Genomic DNA, 17,127 nt, shown 5'->3' on the forward strand with positions numbered 1-17,127 from the left:
ATCAGGCGGCGGCCGCGACGGCGCAGTGTTTGTCGTGCAAGGCCTGCAGGCGCTCGCGCGCATCGTGGTCGATGTATGTGACTTCGTTGCGGCTCAGGGCGCCCTGCAGTTCCTTGATGAATTCGGCGTCTTCGCTGTCGAGCCAGTTGGCGTGCAGCAGCGCGCCCACGTCGCGGATCATGCTGGTCAGTTCACAGCCCTTGGTGCCTACGGCACGGCGGAAGGTATAGACCAAATTGGCGCCGCGCTGTTCCGGGCCCTCGATTTCGGCGCTGATAATTTCCGGGTACACGGTCGCATAGAAGTCGCGCACCTGCTCCAGCGTGAACGTGCTGTTCGGGTCGGGTAGCACCACGCTGTTGTAGCGGAATTCGCGGATCAGTTTTTCGATTTGCATTGCCATGGCAGATAGCTTTCTTAGAACAGGTCGAGGGTTACCGTGTCGACGGCGGCGGTGATGGCGGGGTTGCCGGCAGGTGCCGGCATGATTTCTTCGGGTTCTTCGGCCTCGGCGCCGCCAACTGGTGGCGTGCTGGTCGCCGCAGCAGCACCAGCGTCGCTGCCGGCAGGTGGCGTGTTTTCCTGTTGGCTGGCGTTATCAGCGCCGGCGCCGGCTGCGCCTTCGCCGCCTGGTGCTGGGCTGTCGTTCTTTTTCGGCCGGCCCGGGCCTGGGCGTTTGCCCACCTCTTTCGCCGCAGATTTGCTGCTGGCTGGTGGTGCGACGGGGTCGGCGCCGGCGGCGTTCGCGGCCTCGACCTGCTGCTGCAGCGACAGCTTCGGCGCCTGCCAGGATTGAATGGCCGCGGCAAAGCCATCGTCCAGCTCGGCCGGGCTGGCCACCAGCGACAGCGGCTGCAACTTGTGGGCTTTGGTCTTGTCGCCGGCCTGGGTCGGGGTGATGCTGACGCGCAGGTCGTCGCCCTCGGCGGTCACGACGATCATCAGCGTCGCGCTTTGGGTGAGCGCGTGCAATGTTGTAAACATGGCGTGCTTTCTATGGTTGGTGCTGCGGTTGGTGTTGCTCGAAATTAATCGTTATCGTTCGCCTGCATTTTTTTCGGATCGAACCGGTCGCGGCGCTTCATGTGCCGGCGCGCCACCGCGTACAACGTGGCGCGGAGATTTGGCACCTTGAGCAGCTCGTCGAGCGGCCTGGTGGTGTGCAGCTGGCCGTAGGCGATTTCCAATGCGGCGCGGTCGGGTTCGATCTTGGTCATGTCAGAATCCGTTTCGATAGACGTGCAAGGCGCGACGCGCCGCGGCGTAGATGCCGGCGCCGCGGCGGCGGTAAAAACTGAACAGGTTGAAAATGGTGCGCATGCCGGGCTTTCAGCGAGGTTTCGCGGTAATGACGCAAGGGCCGAAGCGGTCGATGGCGGCCATGATCACGGTGGCGCTGTCGGTGCCCAGCGCCGAATACGTGACGAGAGGCCAGGTGCCCCGTTGCACGGTGACGGTGAAGGCGCGCATCATGCGTCCACCTCACCCAGCAGCTGGCGCATGCGGTTCATGGTGTCGGGCGAAACGGCGCCGCTTGTTTCGTAGTCGGTGCTGGCAGCGCGCAGCGCGCCCACCAGCTCGCCTGATAACGCCATGCGCATCGCGGTGCGGCGTGTCGAGCCCAAGCCTTGCTGGGCGATCGACACCAGCGCGATTTTTTCACCGCGCTCGTTGGCCAGGCTGTAGGTGGCGCCCACCGCATTGCGCTGCGCGCGGTCGGTCAGCACCAGGGCGATGCGGCGCACGCGCGCCGCCAGGCTCGTCGTGCTGGTCGCGGCGCTGGCCACATGAGAGATGGCGGTTTTCATTTGATGCCTGCCGCTTCGGCTGCTGCCAGAACCTTGTGGCGTTCGGCGACGCGCGTCATGCCGCCGCTGGCGCCCATGAAACCGGCTTCGTACAGGTTGGTGCTGGCGACGCGCTTTTGCGGGGCGGTCATGTTGTTCGTCATTTCGCTAATGATGGCGCGGGCCGCGAGCAATTCATGGTACAGATCGGTGGCGATCTTTTTCAGGGCGGCCTGGTCTTCGGGCTGTTGCTGTTCGACATTCGCCTCAAGTTCAGAGCGGTACACCGCACACGTGAGAAACGGGATGCTGACGTGGGTTTTCTCGGGCGCTGCTTCGGATGCTGTATGCGGTGCCATGTGGCTCTCCATCGGTTGAGGTTGGTGCGTCGATGGAGTGATTATTACATACGTATTTAAGTCAATCAATACAAATGTAGTTAATTTTTTCAAGCGTCATTTTTTTGACGTACAACGAGGACAGCTACAGGTTTTTTTGAGTGCTCGGCTAGAACGGTAGGTCAGCAGGCCGGCAGCATTTGGGAAGTGGCAGAGCTTTCCATTCTATTTTATCAACATTGATTTTTTGCAATATTTTGTCAATGTTAAATGTTGAATAGGCTTTAGAATAGCCGCCGACTCGCGGGGACAGTATAATTATCGGGAGTGGGGGTAACACAGTTTCTACAAATCTCAGCATCTGCAGCGCTCTGTGCGGATAGGTGTAATTTTCAGTTGCAAGTATGAGTACAAAGGGGATTCGGTTAATTTTAATTATGGCATGACCAAAAATTTCAGATATCAAAATCAGCCCCATTACCCATGTAATGAAGTCGATGATGGACAGTTTTCAGCCCATTTATTATTGAATATCCATTGTGCGACTATCGTATCGCGTTCTTGCTGGGAGTATTTTATGATGGGACCTCCGTTAAGCCTTGATTCATTCGATTGTTTAAGAAGTTTAATTTCCTTATCCAATCGCGCTATCATTTCCCCGGTACTTTCCGCATCATGTTGATTGCCTAAGGCGCCCATGCCATCGATATAAATTTTTCCGCCTTTTGCATTTGACATAAACCGCTTGAAACCAACATACGCACCATATTCGTTTTTTGCATTTAATTCCCCACACAGCCATCCGTCACCCTCAAGATATTCCGCCTTGAACTGTGTGCTATCAGGGTCCTTCATCAGTGCGCGCACAGGCTCTCTCGCCCGCGGAATTTTGATCCATTCTTCGTATTTTATCCAAAAGATGGAGAGGCCTGCGATTGCCGCTACAAGGGGGATCAAAATTGAACTTCTTATTTTTGGCATAGTGGATTGATATTGATATCCTAAATTCGGTCCGTTTCACGGCGAACAACCCTGCCGATCATAATACATTCACCACCCCGACAGCTTTTCCGGTGATATCTTCGTTGATCGGGATTGTCCGAGCTTAGCCACCACTGCCCCGAATCTCGTGAAAGTCGTTTAATGACAGCTTCGCCCTCATAGTTGACGGCAAAAACAGCACCGTCAACCATTTCAACTTGTGCTGTATTTACGATTACAAGATCGCCTGGATAAAGGTTCGGTTCCATAGACTCACCTTTTACCGTTAGCGCGATTAAAGAACTCGGCCGGTATCTGTTTCTTTCTACCCAGTTCTTCGCCACACTTACTTTCGCGCCATCGTGTATCTCAGGAAGGGTTTGGAAACCCGTAATGCCAGCTGAGAGCTGTAGTTGAACCTTTGGAATCTGGTAGAAATCTGGATCTTCATCCTCTGCGATTACGACGCTGATAGGATCAATGCTCGGCGAAACCGCGCCCCACGCGACCGGAAACGGATCACCTTTACCTTCCGCCAGCCAAGCAGGATCAACCTCGAGCGCCTTCGCGATGCTAGTGATGCTTCTCGACGTGCTTGTCCTGCCGGACTCCAGATGCCCGATTGCCCCTTGTGACACGCCTGCCCTGATGGCCAAGTCGGCCTGAGTGAAATCGTTGCCATCTCGTAAGCTCTTTTGCTCACGTGCCCAAATAAGTCGTTCTGCCAGTGTCTTCATATTACGATTGTAATAAAATGTTTAAATACATAGGTATTGTTAAAGCAAAATACGTATGTAATAATTGGGCATGGATCCACAGAAAATCACTCAAGATTTACTTGCGACAGGCCTGACGCAACAGCAGCTTGCAGACCTCGCGTCATGCAGCCAATCGACGATCAATGCCTTTGCGGGCGGCCGGCGTGGATTGCGCCCATCGCTGGCAATTGGCATGCGCCTGCTTACCCTGCATCAAGATCGGTGCTCGCCGCCCTCTGCCAGCCACTCCAGCAGCCAGCCACCCACCACTACCATCCCGAGCACGGCGCCAGAGCAGGCAGGGTTCGTGGTCGCTGGTGCCCCGGCGCCTGCTTCGGGCGGTTGAAATGCGGCGCTGTTCATCTTTGTCGTTTTGTTCATGTTTTAAGAATACCCATTCCGGAGAGAAATAGCATGCGGAACGATTCGCACAAAAAAACCCTGATCGGCATCCTGCGCGAACACGTCAGCGCATGGCGAAAAGACGTCGGCCTGTCGAGCTACAGCGCGATCAGCATGATCGTCCAGGCGCACGACGAGGTCGGCGGCCCAGCCGCCACTGGCATTCGATTCGAGCCACATCCGGACGAATACCAGCGCACCAAAAACAACGGCGACCGCGTGCTGCGCTGGCTAGATGACGAATCGAAGGAAAACAACCTGCTGCCGGCCAATTTCGTGCTGTCAGTGCTGGCCGGCCTGCCGCCTGCCGAGCGCATGGATTGCCTGAACGAGATGCTGCATCGCTTCGGCCTGTGCGTGCGATCCCTGGAAACTGCCGACGAAATCGGCCTCGGCCTGGCCGACGTGTGCGAGATGGCCAGCGCCGACGCCGATGCGCTGGCAGCCGTTGCCACCGCAATCGCCCAGCCGACGCATGCCAACCTGGACCTGGCTCTGCGCCGCACCGCGCGTGCCCACGAAAAGAAAGCGCGCGTGGTGCGCCTGCTCGAAGGGGCCAAGCGCGCGGTGAGCCGCACCAGAGCGGTTATCGACAAGGTGTTCCACCCGGCGCGGCAGCGATAAAGCCGTTTTACATGGGCCGGCCTGATTTTGATGGCCGGCTCTTTTTCGCCCTATTTGTTGCTATTGGGAAATTGACTGTGGAAAAGAGACTGAAATTAATGGTTTTCAAGGACCAGGGCAATCGTCACTCATGAATTACTACCCGCATCACATCGGCGATTTCAATACGCGCACGCTGCATTTGTCTCGCCTGGAGCGCGGCATCTACCGCGACATGCGCGACCTATATTTCGACAAGGAAGCACCACTGCTGGCCGACACCGGCAGGCTGTTCCGCCTGCTGCGCGTCAGCACGCCCGAAGAAATCGCCGCTGCGCAAAATGTGCTGGAAGACTTTTTCGTCCTGACCGATGCCGGCTGGGTGGATGCTGATGCTGAGGCGCAGATCCAAGCGTACTACGAAGGCTTGGAGGCCAGCAGTGCTGGTGGCAAGGCAGCGAAGAAAAAGCGTGACGAGGCAGCGCGACTGGCCGCTGAACTCGCGGCAGGCGGGCAAAGCACGCTGGATTTTGTGCAACAGCAGCATGCTCAAAGTACAAGCACTGTTCCCGAACAGTGCACGAACAGTGCGGGAACAGTGCGCGATGGTGCCAACCAAAACCAAAACCAAAACCAAAACCAAAACCAGAACCAACCCCCAGCACAGCCAACACTGAGCATAGACCGCGCGGGCGCGGCAACGGCGGTCGAGCTGAGCATTGCGTTTCGCAAGGCAGGCGTGCAAACGCAGCCAGCAGATCCCCGGCTGCTGGCATTGGTCGAGCAAGGCATCAGTGTCGATACGGCGCTCTCGGCATGCGCCGAGGCGAAAAAGTCCAAACCGAACGGCGGCATCGGCATCGGTTACGTGGTGAGCATCCTGAAGCGTTGGGCAGGGGAAGCCAAGGTCATGCAGGTGGCCGGCGCCCTTCCTCCAGCACGGGCAGCACCCGGCAGCACCGCGACAGTACGGGATCAGGCACGGCAGGACACCCTCGATGGATTGATAGGAAGCGGACTACAAAAAAATGAACGACCAAACAACATTATCGACATCACCCCTGGAAGAGCAGGCGCTTGCATGGCCTGAAAAGGCGATCCCGGAAAAGTGGGTCAAGGCGCTGTTCAACAAGATGGCGTTCAGCTATGGCGTGAAATTCGCAGACCAGTGGAAAGGCATCGATCCCGTCGGCATCAAGCGCCACTGGGCGCAAAAGCTGTTCGTGCTGACCACGGCCGAGCTGACGCGCGGCGTCGAGCGGTTGGATACCCGAGCCTGGCCTCCGACGCTGCCGGAATTTCTGGCGCTGTGCCGTCCGCCCATCGACCCGTCGGTGGCGTTCCACGAAGCCCTGGAGCAAGGCGCGCTGCGCGCCCGCGGCGAGCCGAACGTGTGGTCGTCGCCTGCCGTGTTCTGGGCCTGGCGCAAGCTGGGTGCCTTCGATTGCGCGCACAGCACCTATGCCGTGCTGCGACCGCGCTGGGAAGCAGCGTTGGCCGCCGAGCTGGAGCGTGACGTGATCGAGCCTGTCCCGGCGCAGGATCCGGTCGCCCTGCCCGCGCCCGGCAAGACGATGATGTCGAGCCGGAAGGCACAGCAACTGATCGGCGCGTTCAAGATCAAGGCCCTGGGCGATGCCGGCCAAGGCGACGGCAGGCGCTGGGCCCGGCGCATCATGGAACGAAAGAAGGCGGGCATGGAGTTCAGCATTTTCGTCATCGAATGCGCTGAGCGCGAACTGGGGATGCGCGCATGACCATCAACGTGGCCCCAGCCATCCGCCAGTTGACGGCGTTTGCCGATGCCGGGACAAAGCAGGTGCAGTTCGCCACGCGCGTGGCATTGACGCGCACGGCCCAGCTGGCCAGCGCCAATCTCAAGCACGAAATGCGGGACATTTTCCGCAGCCCGACGCCCTATACGTTGTCGAGCCTGTTCGTGCGGCCAGCCACCAAGTCCAACCTTAGCGCCGAGGTCAAGCTTAAGGACTTCACCGCCAAGGCGACACCGGCGGCCACCTACCTGGCGCCGCAGATCAAGGGCGGTACGCGGCCCATGAAGCGCTTCGAGCGCGCCATGCAGTCGGTGGGTGCACTGCCACCTGGCTACCGCATCGTGCCCGGCAAAGGCGCTAAGCTTGACAGCTACGGCAACATGAACCGAGGCCAGATTGTGCAAATCCTGGCCTATTTCCGCTCGTTCCCAGAGGCCGGCTACAAGGCGAACATGACGGCCCAGGGCCGCGCCAAAATGGCCATTGGCACGAAGAAGAAGCCAGGCTTCCGCTACTTCGTCGGCCGGCCAGGCGACCGCATGCCGCTGGGCGTGTACCAAAGCATGCGGGGCGGTGGCCCTGGATCGCTCAAGCCGGTGATGGTGTTCGTACGCTACGCCAGCTATCACAAGATTTTCGACTTCGAATACGTGGTCGAGAAAACCGTTGAGAAAGAGTTTGCCGGCCAGTTTGCGCGCGCCTACGTCGAGGCGCGGCGGACCGCACGCTGACACAAGGAAAGGTTGCTATTATGAAATCACATCCAATGGAAACAATCGAGCAAGAACGCATGTTACCTTATAGCAACAATGCCTCAATAGAAATATTTCAATTGGGAAATATTTCTCAAAGGTACTCCCCAACCTCCCCTTGCAAGGGTAATTCGAACCCCCTTTTTTCGCTAGTCACAGGGTATTTGCAAGGGGGTTGTGTTGTCTGATTTGTCTATGCCAATGACGCAAGCTGCCTTCGGCGCGCTGGTGGGCGTGAGTCAGCAAGCGGTGGGCAATCTTGTCGGGCGCGGCCTGCTTGATTCGAGCATGTCCGGCCAGCAGATGCTGCACGCCTACTGCTCACACCTGCGCGAAACAGCAGCCGGGCGATCATCTGGCGGCGATCTGGACCTGGTAGCCGAGCGCGCCATGCTGGCCAAGGTGCAGCGCGAGCGCATCGAGATGCAGAACGGCGTCACGCGCGGCGAACTGGCGCCAGTGGTGCTGATCGAAGAGGTGCTGTCGAAGGCTGGCGCGCGCATCGGTGGCCTGTTCGACGCCATCCCAGGCGCGGTCAAGCGGCGCGTGCCGTCGCTGTCGTCGGATGAGATCGGCAATATCGAAAAAGAGATCGCCAAGGTGCGCAACATCGTGGCCAACATCTCGCTGGCCAACCTGCGCGACGACGAAGAGGAGGACGGTACTGCCCCTGAGCACCAGGTGATAGAGGATCAGGGCGAATGAGCGATCTGGCCGAAGTCCTCAACTGGCGCTCGCCTGAACTGTCCGCCTGCCTGACGCGCGGGTTGGGCACGTTCGGTGTACCCGAACCAATGACGCTGGACGAATGGGCTGCCAAGCACTTTTACCTGTCGAAAGAATCGTCCTACGTCGAGCAGGCCTGGGAGGCGTGGCCGTTCCAACGCGCCATCATGGCGTGCATCAGCAATAACGATATTCGCGAAGTCGATTTCATGAAGTCGGCCAGGGTCGGCTACACCAAGATGCTGCTGGCGGCGATCGCCTATTTCATCGAGCACAAGCGCCGCAACCAGGCACTGTGGCAGCCGACCGACGGTGACAGCGACGAATTCGTCAAGACAGAGCTGGAAACGATGCTGCGCGACGTGAAAGTCATGCGCAAAGCGTTTCCGTCTCACATGTCCCGTAACAAGGACAACACCCTGCTGCAAAAGAAATTCCTGGGCTGCCTGCTGCACACGCGTGGCGGCAAGGCGGCGCGCAGCTACCGCCGCATCTCGGTCGACAACGCGCTGCTCGATGAGCTCGACGCCTTCGACAGCGACATCGAAAAGGAAGGCGATCCGATTACCCTGGCGGCCAAGCGGGTCGAGGGCGCCACGTTTCCTAAGCTGGTCGCCGGCTCCACCCCGGGCCTGAAAGGCTTTTCGCTGATCGAAGCGCGCTTCATCCTGGCCGACGCGCGCTTCCAGTTCGCCATCCCATGCCCCGACTGCGGCGAATTCCACGCGCTGACATGGGGTGGCAAAGACGAAACGCACGGCTTCAAATGGCTGGACAACGATCCGGACAGCGTGCGCCACATGTGCCCGCATTGCGATTCGATGATCGACCAGGGCCAGTACCTGGCGGCGGCACCAAACGGCCGCTGGCAAAACGAAGACGCCAGCATCACGATCGACCACGCCGGCGTGTTCCGCAACGCCAGCGGCGCCGTGATCAGTGCGCTGCGCCACATCGCCTTCCACGTCTGGACCGCATACAGCCCACTGGTGACCTGGGCCACGCTGGTGCGCGAATTTATCAATGCGCACAACAAGGCGCAGGAAGGCGACATCACGTCGCTGAAAACCTTCACCAACACCACCTTGGGCCGCACCTGGGAACTGGATGTCGAAAAAACCGACTCCGAGCAGCTGAAACAGCGCGCCGAGCCCTACAAGCTGGGTTCGGTGCCGCACGGCTGCGTGCGCCTGCTGGCCGGCGCCGACACCCAGCCGAACCGCATCGAGATTGCCGTGTGGGGTTATGGCCGCGGCTGCCAGAAATGGATCATCGACTACCGCATTTTTTACGGCAATCCGGACGAGGATGCTGTTTGGGCTGACGTCGCCGAATATCTGTTCGAGAACAAGTTCCGGCACGCCAGCGGCCAGGAACTGAAGATCCACGGCACTGCAATCGACAGCGGCGGCCACAACACGCATGCGGTCTACGCATTTTGCGCCGCCAATGCCGCGCGCCGCGTGTTCGCCGTCAAGGGCCGTTCAGGCAAGGAAAAGCACATCAAGGACGGCGCCACCAAGGTCGATATCGATTGGCGCGGCCGCATCCGCAAGCACGGCGCGCTGCTGTGGCAGGTTGGCACCAACCTGGCCAAAGACCTGATTTACGGCCGCCTGCAGATCACCAGGCCAGGCCCCGGCTATATCCATTTTTCGAAGGAGTTGCCCGATGAATTCTTCAAGCAAATGGCAGGTGAGATCCGTGCTGAGCGAATTACCGCCGGCGGAACGGAATCGCGCTGGTCGGCGATACGCAAGCGCGTCGAGGCATGGGATTGCACCGTTTACGCCGTATGGTTGGAAACGCATTTCGAGTTGGCGAAGAAAACGGCAAAGTGGTGGGACCAGCTGGAGGAAGAAGTGCAGCCAACGATGGCCGACCTCTTCGCCGAGCCATTGAATATTTCCGAACCGGCAGCGCCTGCGCGTGCGGTCGAAGCACCAAAAATTACGGCGCCGGCGAAACCGGCGGCGCCCACACAACAGCGAGGCGCTAGCCGCTTTGCTTCTGACAACTGGTCTAAAAGGGGTTTTAAATAATGACAACGTACTACCACAGAAAAGATATCGTCGCGCACATGCTGCATGAACTGCGTGCAGTCCTCGGCGCCGAGGTGATCACGACGGAAGTACGCCGCGCGCTTGAATCAAAGCTGCGCATCGAATGGGGCGGCCAGGAAGTCTACGTCAAGAAAACCGGCAATGTCGCCGACGAGCGTGCGCAGGCGATCCGCGACCAATACAACATGTGCAACCGCCGCGAATTGATGGAGGAATATGGCATCAGCCGCGGCCACTTCTACAAAATCGTTAAAGGTGGCTGATACGCAGCAGTGAAATACAGTCTCATTTCTCCCTAGAAATGAGACAGCCGCGCCGTTACCGTTGGCCCTTCACCTGAAGGAGTCCCAATGACCACTGCAACCGACATGCTCGCCAAGTACCTCGCCGCTGAAGCGGCGGTACTGGAAGGGAAAGAGGTATCCCTCGGCGATCGCAAACTTCGCATGGAGGACCTCGCCAGTATCACCGCAGGCCGCAAAGAGTGGGAGCGCCGCGTGCAGCAGGAAGCGACAACCGTCAACAGGGCGCCGACCATCGGCGGCTTGGGCTACTCGCTGGCCAGCTTCCGGGGGCCACACTAATGGCCCAGCATACCGAAATTCCATTTAATTTTTTTGATCGTGTCGTTGCGTATATTTCGCCGGCGACAGGCTTGCGCCGCATGCAGGCGCGGCGTGTGCTGAGCCAGTATGAGGCGGCCAAGCCATCGCGCCTGCGCAAAATGACCAAGGATGCGCTGTCGCCGAATGCGGTGGTACAGCACGGCGCCACTACTTTGCGCGCGCTGGCCCGCAACCTGGTCGAAAACCACGACCTGGCGCGCGGCGCGTTGGGCGTGCTGGTCAACAACGTCATCGGACCGAACGGCATAGGCATCGAGCCACAGCCGCGGCGAATGGATGGCACCATCCACGAAGAGTATGCGGCAGCGCTGCGCGAAGCGTACCGCGACTGGCAACTTATCCCCGAAGTCACGCATCGCCACCATTTCAGCAAAACGCAGCGGCTTGTTGCCAGCACCTGGTTGCGCGATGGCGAATGCTTTTCGCAGCGGCTGATCGGCCCCGTGCCAGGACTGGACCATGGCACGCGCGTGCCTTACTCGCTCGAACTGATCGAGGCCGATCTGATCCCCATGGATTACCACGACATCGGCAAAAATATCCAGCAGGGCATCGAGCGCAACGCCTGGGGCCGGCCAACCGGCTATTACACGTACAAAGAATTCCCGAACGGCGGCATCTGGAGCAAGCATGCCACCGAAATGAAACGCATCGACGTCTCGCGCATGCACCATATCGCCATGGTCGACCGCATCGGCCAGATGCGCGGCGTTTCCGTGTTTGCCAGCGTGATCACGCGCCTGGAAGACATCAAGGATTACGAGGAGTCCGAACGCATCGCCGCCAAAGTGGCCGCCTCGCTGACCGCCTACGTCAAAAAAGGCGACGCCAGCCTCTATGGCAATCCCAATGATGGAAGTGCAGCTGCCGATGGCGCGCAGCGCGAGCTGGGCATGGCGCCCGGCATGATCATCGACAGTCTGCTGGCCGGCGAAGAGATCGGCATGATCGACTCGAACCGACCGAACCCAAACTTGATCACATTCCGCCAGGGCCAGCTGCGCGCCGTCGCCGCCGGCATCCAGGCCAGCTATTCCAGCGTCGCGCGCGATTACACCGGCACCTATTCCGGCCAGCGCCAGGAACTGGTCGAGCAATGGATCAATTACGCCGTGCTGACGGACGAATTTGTCGGGCAATACCTGCAGCCCACCTGGATCGATTTCGTCGCCGTCGCGCATTTGTCGGGTGTGGTGCGTATTCCGAAAGATGTCAACCCGGCCACCGTGGACGATGCGCTGTTCGTGGGACAGTCCATGCCCTGGATCGATCCGCTCAAGGAAGCGATGGCCTGGCATGCGCTGGTGCAGGACGGATTTGCCAGCGAAGTGGAAGTCATCCGCAAGCGCGGCGCCAACCCGCGCGATGTGCTCGAGCAAAGTGCGGCGCATCGCGCGGCCGCAAAGGAAAAGAACCTGGTCTTCAAGTCGGACTACGGCAATGAGCAGAAAAACCCGCAGCCAGCAACGCCTGACGCCGACGTCGAATAAATATACAAACTGTCTCATTTCTCCCTAGAAATGAGACTCCGTAAAAAAGACACTGTCTGCTCTGAACAAGGAAAACAGCATGCCCACTCCAAACGCAGCATCGAACCAAGCCGCAAGCTGGTACACCATCCGCCCCAGCGCGCGGGCCGGTGCAGCGGCGTCGGCATCCTCGGCTGAAATTCTGATTTACGGCGATATCGGCGAGAGCTGGTATGGCGACACCATCACGGCGTCCAATTTTGTGCGTGACGTGGCCGCGCTTGATGTCGACCACATGACCGTGCGTATCAACAGCTATGGCGGTTCGGTCACCGATGGCATTGCGATCCATAACGCGATCAAACGCCACAAGGCGCATGTCACAACGATTATCGACAGCATAGCCGCCTCGATCGCCAGCCTGATTGCGGTTGCCGGCGATACCGTGCAGATGGCGGAAAACGCCGCCATGATGATCCACGCACCATGGGGCTGGACCGAAGGCAACAGCGTGGCCATGCGTGAGTACGCCGACATGCTCGATACCTGGTCCGAGGCGATGGCTACCAGCTACGCCAGCAAGACCGGCGGCGACCGTGCGGAAATCCTGGCATTGCTGACGGACGGCAAAGACCACTGGTACACCGCCGAACAGGCGCTGGCCGCCAAGCTGGTCGACGCCACCATTTCGGCGCTGCCGATCGCCGCATCGGCCAGCCTGGCTCTGTCTGTCAAAGCGCGCTTCGATTCATTTGTTCTGCCACAAATTCCAGCGGCTGCCGCCGCACCAACACCGATCACCCCAAAGGAGAACCCCACCATGTCAGGTACTACCGCCCCGGTTGCAGCTGCACCGATTCCAGCAGCGACTGCATTGACACACGCCCAAATCACCGCCGCTGCTTTGGCGGCAGACAAGACACGTCGCACCGATATCGGCGCCGCGTTTGCGAAATTCAGCACCGTCGCCGGTGTCGCCGAGCTGCAGGCGGCCTGCGCCGACGACCACGGCTGCAGCGCCGAGCAGGCCGGCATCAAGCTACTGGCGCACCTGGCGCAAGACGCTGGTCCGGTGGCCGGCACGCACATTGCCACCGTTGAAGACTCGCGCGACAAGTTCCGCGCTGGCGCCGCCGCGTCGATCATGGCGCGCGGCAAGCTGGCCAAGGACGAGACCAACAACAATTATCGCGGCTTCACCCTGCTCGATATTGCTCGTGAAAGCCTGGTGCATGCGGGCGTAAAAACCACTGGTATGGACAAAATGGGCCTGATCGCCGCTGCATTTACCCATACAGGCAGTGATTTCCCGCTTCTACTGGCGAATGTTGCCAACAAGGCGATGCTGAAGGGCTATGAAGAAGCCGAAGAAACGTTCCAGCTGTGGACCGCGAAAGGCACGCTGACCGACTTCAAGCCTGGCAAGCGCGTCGACTTGAACATGTTCCCGGCGCTCGCCCAGGTGCAGGATGGCGGTGAATACACCTATGCAACCATCGGCGAACGCGGCGAGACAGTCCAACTGGCCACCTACGGAAAAATGTTCAGCATCACACGCCAGGGCATCATCAATGATGACATCGACGCATTTTCCAAGATCCCGCAGCGCATGGGCCGCGCCGCAATCCGTACGATCGGCGACCTGGTATACGCCATCCTGACCAGCAATCCGCCGATGTCGGATGGTGTGCCGCTGTTCCACGCAGACCATAAAAATCTGCTTGCCGCCGCCGCCATCAGCACGGCCGGCATCGATGCGATGCGTGTTGGCATGGGCTTGCAAAAGCAAGGCGAGTCTCTCCTCGGCCTGCGGATGGCGCATTTACTGGTGCCATTGGCGCTGGAAGGCACGGCTAGCGTGGTGCGGGACAGTGAATATGAAGTCGGCGCAGCCAGCAAGAACAACACAACGCCGAACTCCGTGCGCAACACCTTCGACGTCATTTCCGAAGCGCGCTTGGATGCCAATTCGTCGACCACGTGGTACGGCACCGCCAATGCCGCGTTGCATGACACCGTCGAAGTGAGCTACCTGGATGGCAATGAGGCGCCGACCCTGGAACAGCAAAACGGCTGGCATGTCGATGGCGTCGAATTCAAGGTCCGCATCGATGCCGGCGTCAAAGCGCTGGACTACCGCACGATGGTCAAAAACCCCGGCCAGTAGGCCGCCACCCTGATACGCGCCGCTACGGCGGCACTTCGCAACTATATAGGAGCCATCATGGCCAAGAATTACATTCAGGAAGGCGAGATCCTGACCGTTACCGCCGGCGATTCCGCCATTGTCTCTGGCGCTGTCGTTCTCATCGGCGAGCGTGTCGGTATCGCCCTGGCCGATATTCCAGCGCTGGGCGCTGGCAGCGCCTCCGTCACCGGCGTGTGGGCTGTCGCCAAGCTGGGTACCGACGCTGTCGCTCAAGGCGATCTGCTGTACTGGGATGCCGCAAACAGCCGCATGACCGCCACTGCTGCTGGCAACACCCTGGCCGGCTTCGCTGCTGCGCCAGCTGCTGCCGGTACCACTTTCGTTCACATCAAGATCAACGCCTGATGTTCGCCGGCCTGGAAGCGCGCATGAACTGCATCGCGCATAAAAAACTGGCAAACGCTACGGCGACCATCGGCGCCAAGGTGGTACCGGTAGTATTCGACGCCGAGTATTCGGCGGCTACGGTAGGTCCGGCCCGCGTCGGTGCCTCTGTGCCGCAAATGCAGATCATGAACGCTGACGTGCCGGCCGATTTCGACAGCAGCATGATCCAGATCGTTGTCGGGGGCGCGGCCCAGGCGGTGACGTGGCGCGTTGCAGATCGGCAGCCAGATGGCGAAGCGCCCACCGGCATCACCCTTGTGCTGCTGGAACGCCCATGAACAGCGCGCAATTTACCATCGTCACCGCAATCGTCGACCAGCTGCAGGTCGAACCAGCGCTGTCGGGCGGCCGTATCTTCCGCTCGCGAGCTCGGCCGCTTGCAGTAGACCAGCCCAGCGGCCTGGTGGTGCGCATCGAACGCAGCACCTCCACCCTGGCGCAGGTCATCGGCGGCCCGACCACCTGGGCCACATTGATTAACGTCGAATGCTATGCGCGCGCCACCGGCGCAGAGCCAGATGCGGTCGCCGATGCGTTACTGGTGGATGTGTTCGACCGCCTGGCGCTGGCGCCAACCCTCAACGGCGCCGCCATGTCGCTCGAGCCGCTGCCCGGCGACACGCTGTCGTGGGAAGTGGATGAGCTCGATTCAAAAATAGCCTGCATCACAGCCAAATTCGTGGTGATGCATCAAACCAAAGGAAGGACCTTGACATGAATGTCGCTACAACCAAACCAGCCGCTGCGATGCAGGTTACGCCGGCGCCGGTACCTGCCCGCCAGTCCGAGCCGAAAACGGGCGGCAGCTATACCCGCAATCCGGCTGACGGCACGCTCGTCAAGAACCCGGATCCGGCCACTCAACCCAACCAGGAGTAATCCATGTCTCGCCTCATTCGCAATACGGCGATCCTCGCCAAAACGGAACCCGTGTACGGCGTCGACGCCGTGCCGACCGGCGCGGCCAACGCCATGCTGGTCAGCAACCTGAGTATCAACCCGCTGAACGCGCAAAACGTCGAGCGCAACAATATCCGGCCCTACCTGGGCGGTGACGAGCAGTTGGTCGGCAGCCGCTATGTCGAAATGGGCTTCGACGTCGAACTGGTCGGCGCCGGCACCCTGGGCGCCGTCCCGGCCTGGGGCACGCTGCTGCGTGCATGCGGCTTTGCCGAGGTGGTGACGGCCGGCGTGCGCGTCGATTACGTGCCGGTGTCGACCGGTTTTGAATCGGCCACCATTTACTGGTATGACGATGGCGTGATCCACAAAGGCCTGGGCGCGCGCGGCACTGCCTCGCTCAAGCTGACCGTAGGTGAAAAACCGGTTATTTCGTGCAAATTCGTTTGCCTGAATGGCGGCGTTGCCGTTGCCGCCGCGCCGACCACCGAACTGGAAGACTGGCAGATTCCCGAAATCGTCCTGGACGCCAATTCCGGCAACCTGATCTGGGGCGCAACGCATGCGACGGCCACCGCGCCGGCGCTCGTCGGCGGCGACTTTTATCCAAGCCAGGGCCTGACCATCGAGCTGGGCATCAGCACGCCATTCCAGCCGCTGCTGGGCGGCGAGTCGGTGCCGATCACCGAGCGCAAGGTCACTGGCGCCGTCCAGCTGGATCTGACCGCGGCGCAAGAAGTGGCCGCCATGGCCGCCGTGCTGGCCACCGCCAAGACCAGCCTCGGCATGGTCCACGGTACCGTCGCCGGCAGCCGTGTCTGCGTGTTCATGCCCGGCGTGCAGCGCATCGAGCCGACAAAGGAAGATCTCAACGGCGCTCGCATGTGCGGCTACAAACTGCTGATCAACCCCGTCGCCGGCAACGACGAAATCCGCATCGTTACCAGTTTTTAAACCCTGGGGCCGCTGGCCCCGCTATCAGGAAATACATCATGACCAAAAAATACAAAATCGTTGTTGGTAATACCGTAGCAGTGCTGGTGTCCGGTTCCCATACGAATGAAGGCGGCAAGGCCATTCCCTTCAAATTCACCTTGATTTGCAATCGCCTCAATGCTGCGGACCTGAAAACGGCCATCGGCAGCGGCGAAACGCAAGTGGACGAGTTCATCACCGGCGTCGCAACCGGCTGGCGCGATCAGCGCCTGGTGCTGGAAGAAGATGACACGCCGGCGGAATTTTGCGCCGAGGCGCTCGAAGCCCTCCTCAATATCTCCGGCCTGGGCATGCTGTGCTTCACCGCCTACATGAAAGAGGCCGGCGCCAAGGCAAAAAACTAAGTCAGGTCGCG

Annotated in this window: 24 protein-coding genes; 16 read left to right on the plus strand and 8 right to left on the minus strand. The window is 59.9% G+C overall.

Annotated features, from left to right (window positions below):
* Nucleotide 1: 1 nt before the first annotated feature.
* From KO538_RS00175 to KO538_RS00210, 8 genes are all read right to left on the minus strand, one after another.
* Nucleotides 2-403: a PRTRC system protein C gene (locus KO538_RS00175; RefSeq protein ID WP_257620089.1), complete on the minus strand. Its 402-nt coding sequence runs from the start codon at nt 401-403 to the stop codon at nt 2-4.
* A 14-nt stretch (nt 404-417) separates the two neighbouring features.
* Entirely contained in the window at nt 418-984 is a 567-nt protein-coding gene (locus KO538_RS00180) for a PRTRC system protein E (RefSeq protein WP_219327148.1), read from the minus strand.
* A 44-nt stretch (nt 985-1,028) separates the two neighbouring features.
* Entirely contained in the window at nt 1,029-1,217 is a 189-nt protein-coding gene (locus KO538_RS00185; RefSeq protein WP_219327149.1) for a hypothetical protein, read from the minus strand.
* 112 nt (nt 1,218-1,329) lie between these two features.
* Complete coding sequence (locus KO538_RS00190) at nt 1,330-1,473, minus strand: hypothetical protein (protein WP_219327150.1); 144 nt, start codon at nt 1,471-1,473, stop codon at nt 1,330-1,332.
* Complete coding sequence (locus tag KO538_RS00195) at nt 1,470-1,808, minus strand: hypothetical protein (protein ID WP_219327151.1); 339 nt, start codon at nt 1,806-1,808, stop codon at nt 1,470-1,472. Before KO538_RS00195 ends, KO538_RS00190 begins: the two co-directional genes overlap by 4 nt.
* Nucleotides 1,805-2,146 (minus strand): hypothetical protein, encoded by a 342-nt coding sequence (locus KO538_RS00200; RefSeq protein WP_219327152.1) that lies wholly within the window; start codon nt 2,144-2,146, stop codon nt 1,805-1,807. The genes KO538_RS00195 and KO538_RS00200 overlap by 4 nt, the downstream gene beginning before the upstream one ends.
* A gap of 456 nt (nt 2,147-2,602) precedes the next feature.
* Nucleotides 2,603-3,106, minus strand: coding sequence for a hypothetical protein (locus tag KO538_RS00205; protein ID WP_219327153.1), 504 nt, complete (start codon nt 3,104-3,106; stop codon nt 2,603-2,605).
* Between the two features lie 20 nt (nt 3,107-3,126).
* On the minus strand, nt 3,127-3,843 hold the full coding sequence (locus KO538_RS00210; RefSeq protein ID WP_257620091.1) for a S24 family peptidase: 717 nt from the start codon (nt 3,841-3,843) through the stop codon (nt 3,127-3,129).
* Between the two features lie 435 nt (nt 3,844-4,278).
* On the opposite strand from KO538_RS00210, the gene KO538_RS00215 reads away from it, so the two are divergent.
* From KO538_RS00215 to KO538_RS00290, 16 genes are all read left to right on the plus strand, one after another.
* Nucleotides 4,279-4,890 carry a hypothetical protein gene (locus KO538_RS00215; protein ID WP_219327154.1) on the plus strand — a complete coding sequence of 204 codons (612 nt, stop codon included), beginning with the start codon at nt 4,279-4,281 and terminating at the stop codon, nt 4,888-4,890.
* Between the two features lie 130 nt (nt 4,891-5,020).
* The gene (locus KO538_RS00220; RefSeq protein ID WP_219327155.1) at nt 5,021-5,959 is read left to right on the plus strand and encodes a YdaU family protein; all 939 of its coding nucleotides are present in this window, start codon (nt 5,021-5,023) and stop codon (nt 5,957-5,959) included.
* The gene (locus KO538_RS00225) at nt 5,898-6,626 is read left to right on the plus strand and encodes a hypothetical protein (protein ID WP_219327156.1); all 729 of its coding nucleotides are present in this window, start codon (nt 5,898-5,900) and stop codon (nt 6,624-6,626) included. Before KO538_RS00220 ends, KO538_RS00225 begins: the two co-directional genes overlap by 62 nt.
* Entirely contained in the window at nt 6,623-7,375 is a 753-nt protein-coding gene (locus tag KO538_RS00230; RefSeq protein WP_219327157.1) for a hypothetical protein, read from the plus strand. The genes KO538_RS00225 and KO538_RS00230 overlap by 4 nt, the downstream gene beginning before the upstream one ends.
* Before the next feature lie 216 nt (nt 7,376-7,591).
* Nucleotides 7,592-8,101, plus strand: coding sequence for a terminase small subunit (locus KO538_RS00235; protein WP_219327158.1), 510 nt, complete (start codon nt 7,592-7,594; stop codon nt 8,099-8,101).
* Nucleotides 8,098-10,164 (plus strand): phage terminase large subunit family protein, encoded by a 2,067-nt coding sequence (locus KO538_RS00240; protein WP_257620092.1) that lies wholly within the window; start codon nt 8,098-8,100, stop codon nt 10,162-10,164. Before KO538_RS00235 ends, KO538_RS00240 begins: the two co-directional genes overlap by 4 nt.
* On the plus strand, nt 10,164-10,448 hold the full coding sequence (locus KO538_RS00245) for a Mor transcription activator family protein (RefSeq protein ID WP_219327159.1): 285 nt from the start codon (nt 10,164-10,166) through the stop codon (nt 10,446-10,448). Before KO538_RS00240 ends, KO538_RS00245 begins: the two co-directional genes overlap by 1 nt.
* Nucleotides 10,449-10,535: 87 nt before the next feature.
* Complete coding sequence (locus KO538_RS00250; protein ID WP_257620094.1) at nt 10,536-10,769, plus strand: hypothetical protein; 234 nt, start codon at nt 10,536-10,538, stop codon at nt 10,767-10,769.
* Nucleotides 10,769-12,301: a phage portal protein gene (locus KO538_RS00255; protein WP_219327160.1), complete on the plus strand. Its 1,533-nt coding sequence runs from the start codon at nt 10,769-10,771 to the stop codon at nt 12,299-12,301. The genes KO538_RS00250 and KO538_RS00255 overlap by 1 nt, the downstream gene beginning before the upstream one ends.
* A gap of 79 nt (nt 12,302-12,380) precedes the next feature.
* Nucleotides 12,381-14,447, plus strand: coding sequence for a ClpP-like prohead protease/major capsid protein fusion protein (locus KO538_RS00260; protein ID WP_219327161.1), 2,067 nt, complete (start codon nt 12,381-12,383; stop codon nt 14,445-14,447).
* Nucleotides 14,448-14,504: 57 nt separating this feature from the next.
* Nucleotides 14,505-14,834: a DUF2190 family protein gene (locus tag KO538_RS00265; RefSeq protein ID WP_219327162.1), complete on the plus strand. Its 330-nt coding sequence runs from the start codon at nt 14,505-14,507 to the stop codon at nt 14,832-14,834.
* The gene (locus KO538_RS00270) at nt 14,834-15,154 is read left to right on the plus strand and encodes a hypothetical protein (RefSeq protein ID WP_219327163.1); all 321 of its coding nucleotides are present in this window, start codon (nt 14,834-14,836) and stop codon (nt 15,152-15,154) included. Before KO538_RS00265 ends, KO538_RS00270 begins: the two co-directional genes overlap by 1 nt.
* Nucleotides 15,151-15,594 (plus strand): hypothetical protein, encoded by a 444-nt coding sequence (locus KO538_RS00275; protein WP_219327164.1) that lies wholly within the window; start codon nt 15,151-15,153, stop codon nt 15,592-15,594. Before KO538_RS00270 ends, KO538_RS00275 begins: the two co-directional genes overlap by 4 nt.
* On the plus strand, nt 15,591-15,755 hold the full coding sequence (locus KO538_RS00280) for a hypothetical protein (protein WP_219327165.1): 165 nt from the start codon (nt 15,591-15,593) through the stop codon (nt 15,753-15,755). The genes KO538_RS00275 and KO538_RS00280 overlap by 4 nt, the downstream gene beginning before the upstream one ends.
* Nucleotides 15,756-15,758: 3 nt before the next feature.
* Complete coding sequence (locus tag KO538_RS00285) at nt 15,759-16,730, plus strand: phage tail tube protein (RefSeq protein ID WP_219327166.1); 972 nt, start codon at nt 15,759-15,761, stop codon at nt 16,728-16,730.
* Between the two features lie 38 nt (nt 16,731-16,768).
* Nucleotides 16,769-17,116 carry a hypothetical protein gene (locus KO538_RS00290; protein ID WP_219327167.1) on the plus strand — a complete coding sequence of 116 codons (348 nt, stop codon included), beginning with the start codon at nt 16,769-16,771 and terminating at the stop codon, nt 17,114-17,116.
* Nucleotides 17,117-17,127 lie beyond the last annotated feature (11 nt).

It is taken from the genome of Janthinobacterium sp. NKUCC08_JDC, from assembly GCF_019345575.1.
Lineage (GTDB): Bacteria > Pseudomonadota > Gammaproteobacteria > Burkholderiales > Burkholderiaceae_D > Janthinobacterium > Janthinobacterium aestuarii.

Coding starts and splice junctions, on each gene's coding strand:
- KO538_RS00175 (WP_257620089.1), bottom strand. CDS start 403: ATGGCAATGCAAATCGAAAAACTGATCCGCGAATTCCGCTACAACAGC.
- KO538_RS00180 (WP_219327148.1), bottom strand. CDS start 984: ATGTTTACAACATTGCACGCGCTCACCCAAAGCGCGACGCTGATGATC.
- KO538_RS00185 (WP_219327149.1), bottom strand. CDS start 1,217: ATGACCAAGATCGAACCCGACCGCGCCGCATTGGAAATCGCCTACGGC.
- KO538_RS00190 (WP_219327150.1), bottom strand. CDS start 1,473: ATGATGCGCGCCTTCACCGTCACCGTGCAACGGGGCACCTGGCCTCTC.
- KO538_RS00195 (WP_219327151.1), bottom strand. CDS start 1,808: ATGAAAACCGCCATCTCTCATGTGGCCAGCGCCGCGACCAGCACGACG.
- KO538_RS00200 (WP_219327152.1), bottom strand. CDS start 2,146: ATGGCACCGCATACAGCATCCGAAGCAGCGCCCGAGAAAACCCACGTC.
- KO538_RS00205 (WP_219327153.1), bottom strand. CDS start 3,106: ATGCCAAAAATAAGAAGTTCAATTTTGATCCCCCTTGTAGCGGCAATC.
- KO538_RS00210 (WP_257620091.1), bottom strand. CDS start 3,843: ATGAAGACACTGGCAGAACGACTTATTTGGGCACGTGAGCAAAAGAGC.
- KO538_RS00215 (WP_219327154.1), top strand. CDS start 4,279: ATGCGGAACGATTCGCACAAAAAAACCCTGATCGGCATCCTGCGCGAA.
- KO538_RS00220 (WP_219327155.1), top strand. CDS start 5,021: ATGAATTACTACCCGCATCACATCGGCGATTTCAATACGCGCACGCTG.
- KO538_RS00225 (WP_219327156.1), top strand. CDS start 5,898: ATGAACGACCAAACAACATTATCGACATCACCCCTGGAAGAGCAGGCG.
- KO538_RS00230 (WP_219327157.1), top strand. CDS start 6,623: ATGACCATCAACGTGGCCCCAGCCATCCGCCAGTTGACGGCGTTTGCC.
- KO538_RS00235 (WP_219327158.1), top strand. CDS start 7,592: ATGCCAATGACGCAAGCTGCCTTCGGCGCGCTGGTGGGCGTGAGTCAG.
- KO538_RS00240 (WP_257620092.1), top strand. CDS start 8,098: ATGAGCGATCTGGCCGAAGTCCTCAACTGGCGCTCGCCTGAACTGTCC.
- KO538_RS00245 (WP_219327159.1), top strand. CDS start 10,164: ATGACAACGTACTACCACAGAAAAGATATCGTCGCGCACATGCTGCAT.
- KO538_RS00250 (WP_257620094.1), top strand. CDS start 10,536: ATGACCACTGCAACCGACATGCTCGCCAAGTACCTCGCCGCTGAAGCG.
- KO538_RS00255 (WP_219327160.1), top strand. CDS start 10,769: ATGGCCCAGCATACCGAAATTCCATTTAATTTTTTTGATCGTGTCGTT.
- KO538_RS00260 (WP_219327161.1), top strand. CDS start 12,381: ATGCCCACTCCAAACGCAGCATCGAACCAAGCCGCAAGCTGGTACACC.
- KO538_RS00265 (WP_219327162.1), top strand. CDS start 14,505: ATGGCCAAGAATTACATTCAGGAAGGCGAGATCCTGACCGTTACCGCC.
- KO538_RS00270 (WP_219327163.1), top strand. CDS start 14,834: ATGTTCGCCGGCCTGGAAGCGCGCATGAACTGCATCGCGCATAAAAAA.
- KO538_RS00275 (WP_219327164.1), top strand. CDS start 15,151: ATGAACAGCGCGCAATTTACCATCGTCACCGCAATCGTCGACCAGCTG.
- KO538_RS00280 (WP_219327165.1), top strand. CDS start 15,591: ATGAATGTCGCTACAACCAAACCAGCCGCTGCGATGCAGGTTACGCCG.
- KO538_RS00285 (WP_219327166.1), top strand. CDS start 15,759: ATGTCTCGCCTCATTCGCAATACGGCGATCCTCGCCAAAACGGAACCC.
- KO538_RS00290 (WP_219327167.1), top strand. CDS start 16,769: ATGACCAAAAAATACAAAATCGTTGTTGGTAATACCGTAGCAGTGCTG.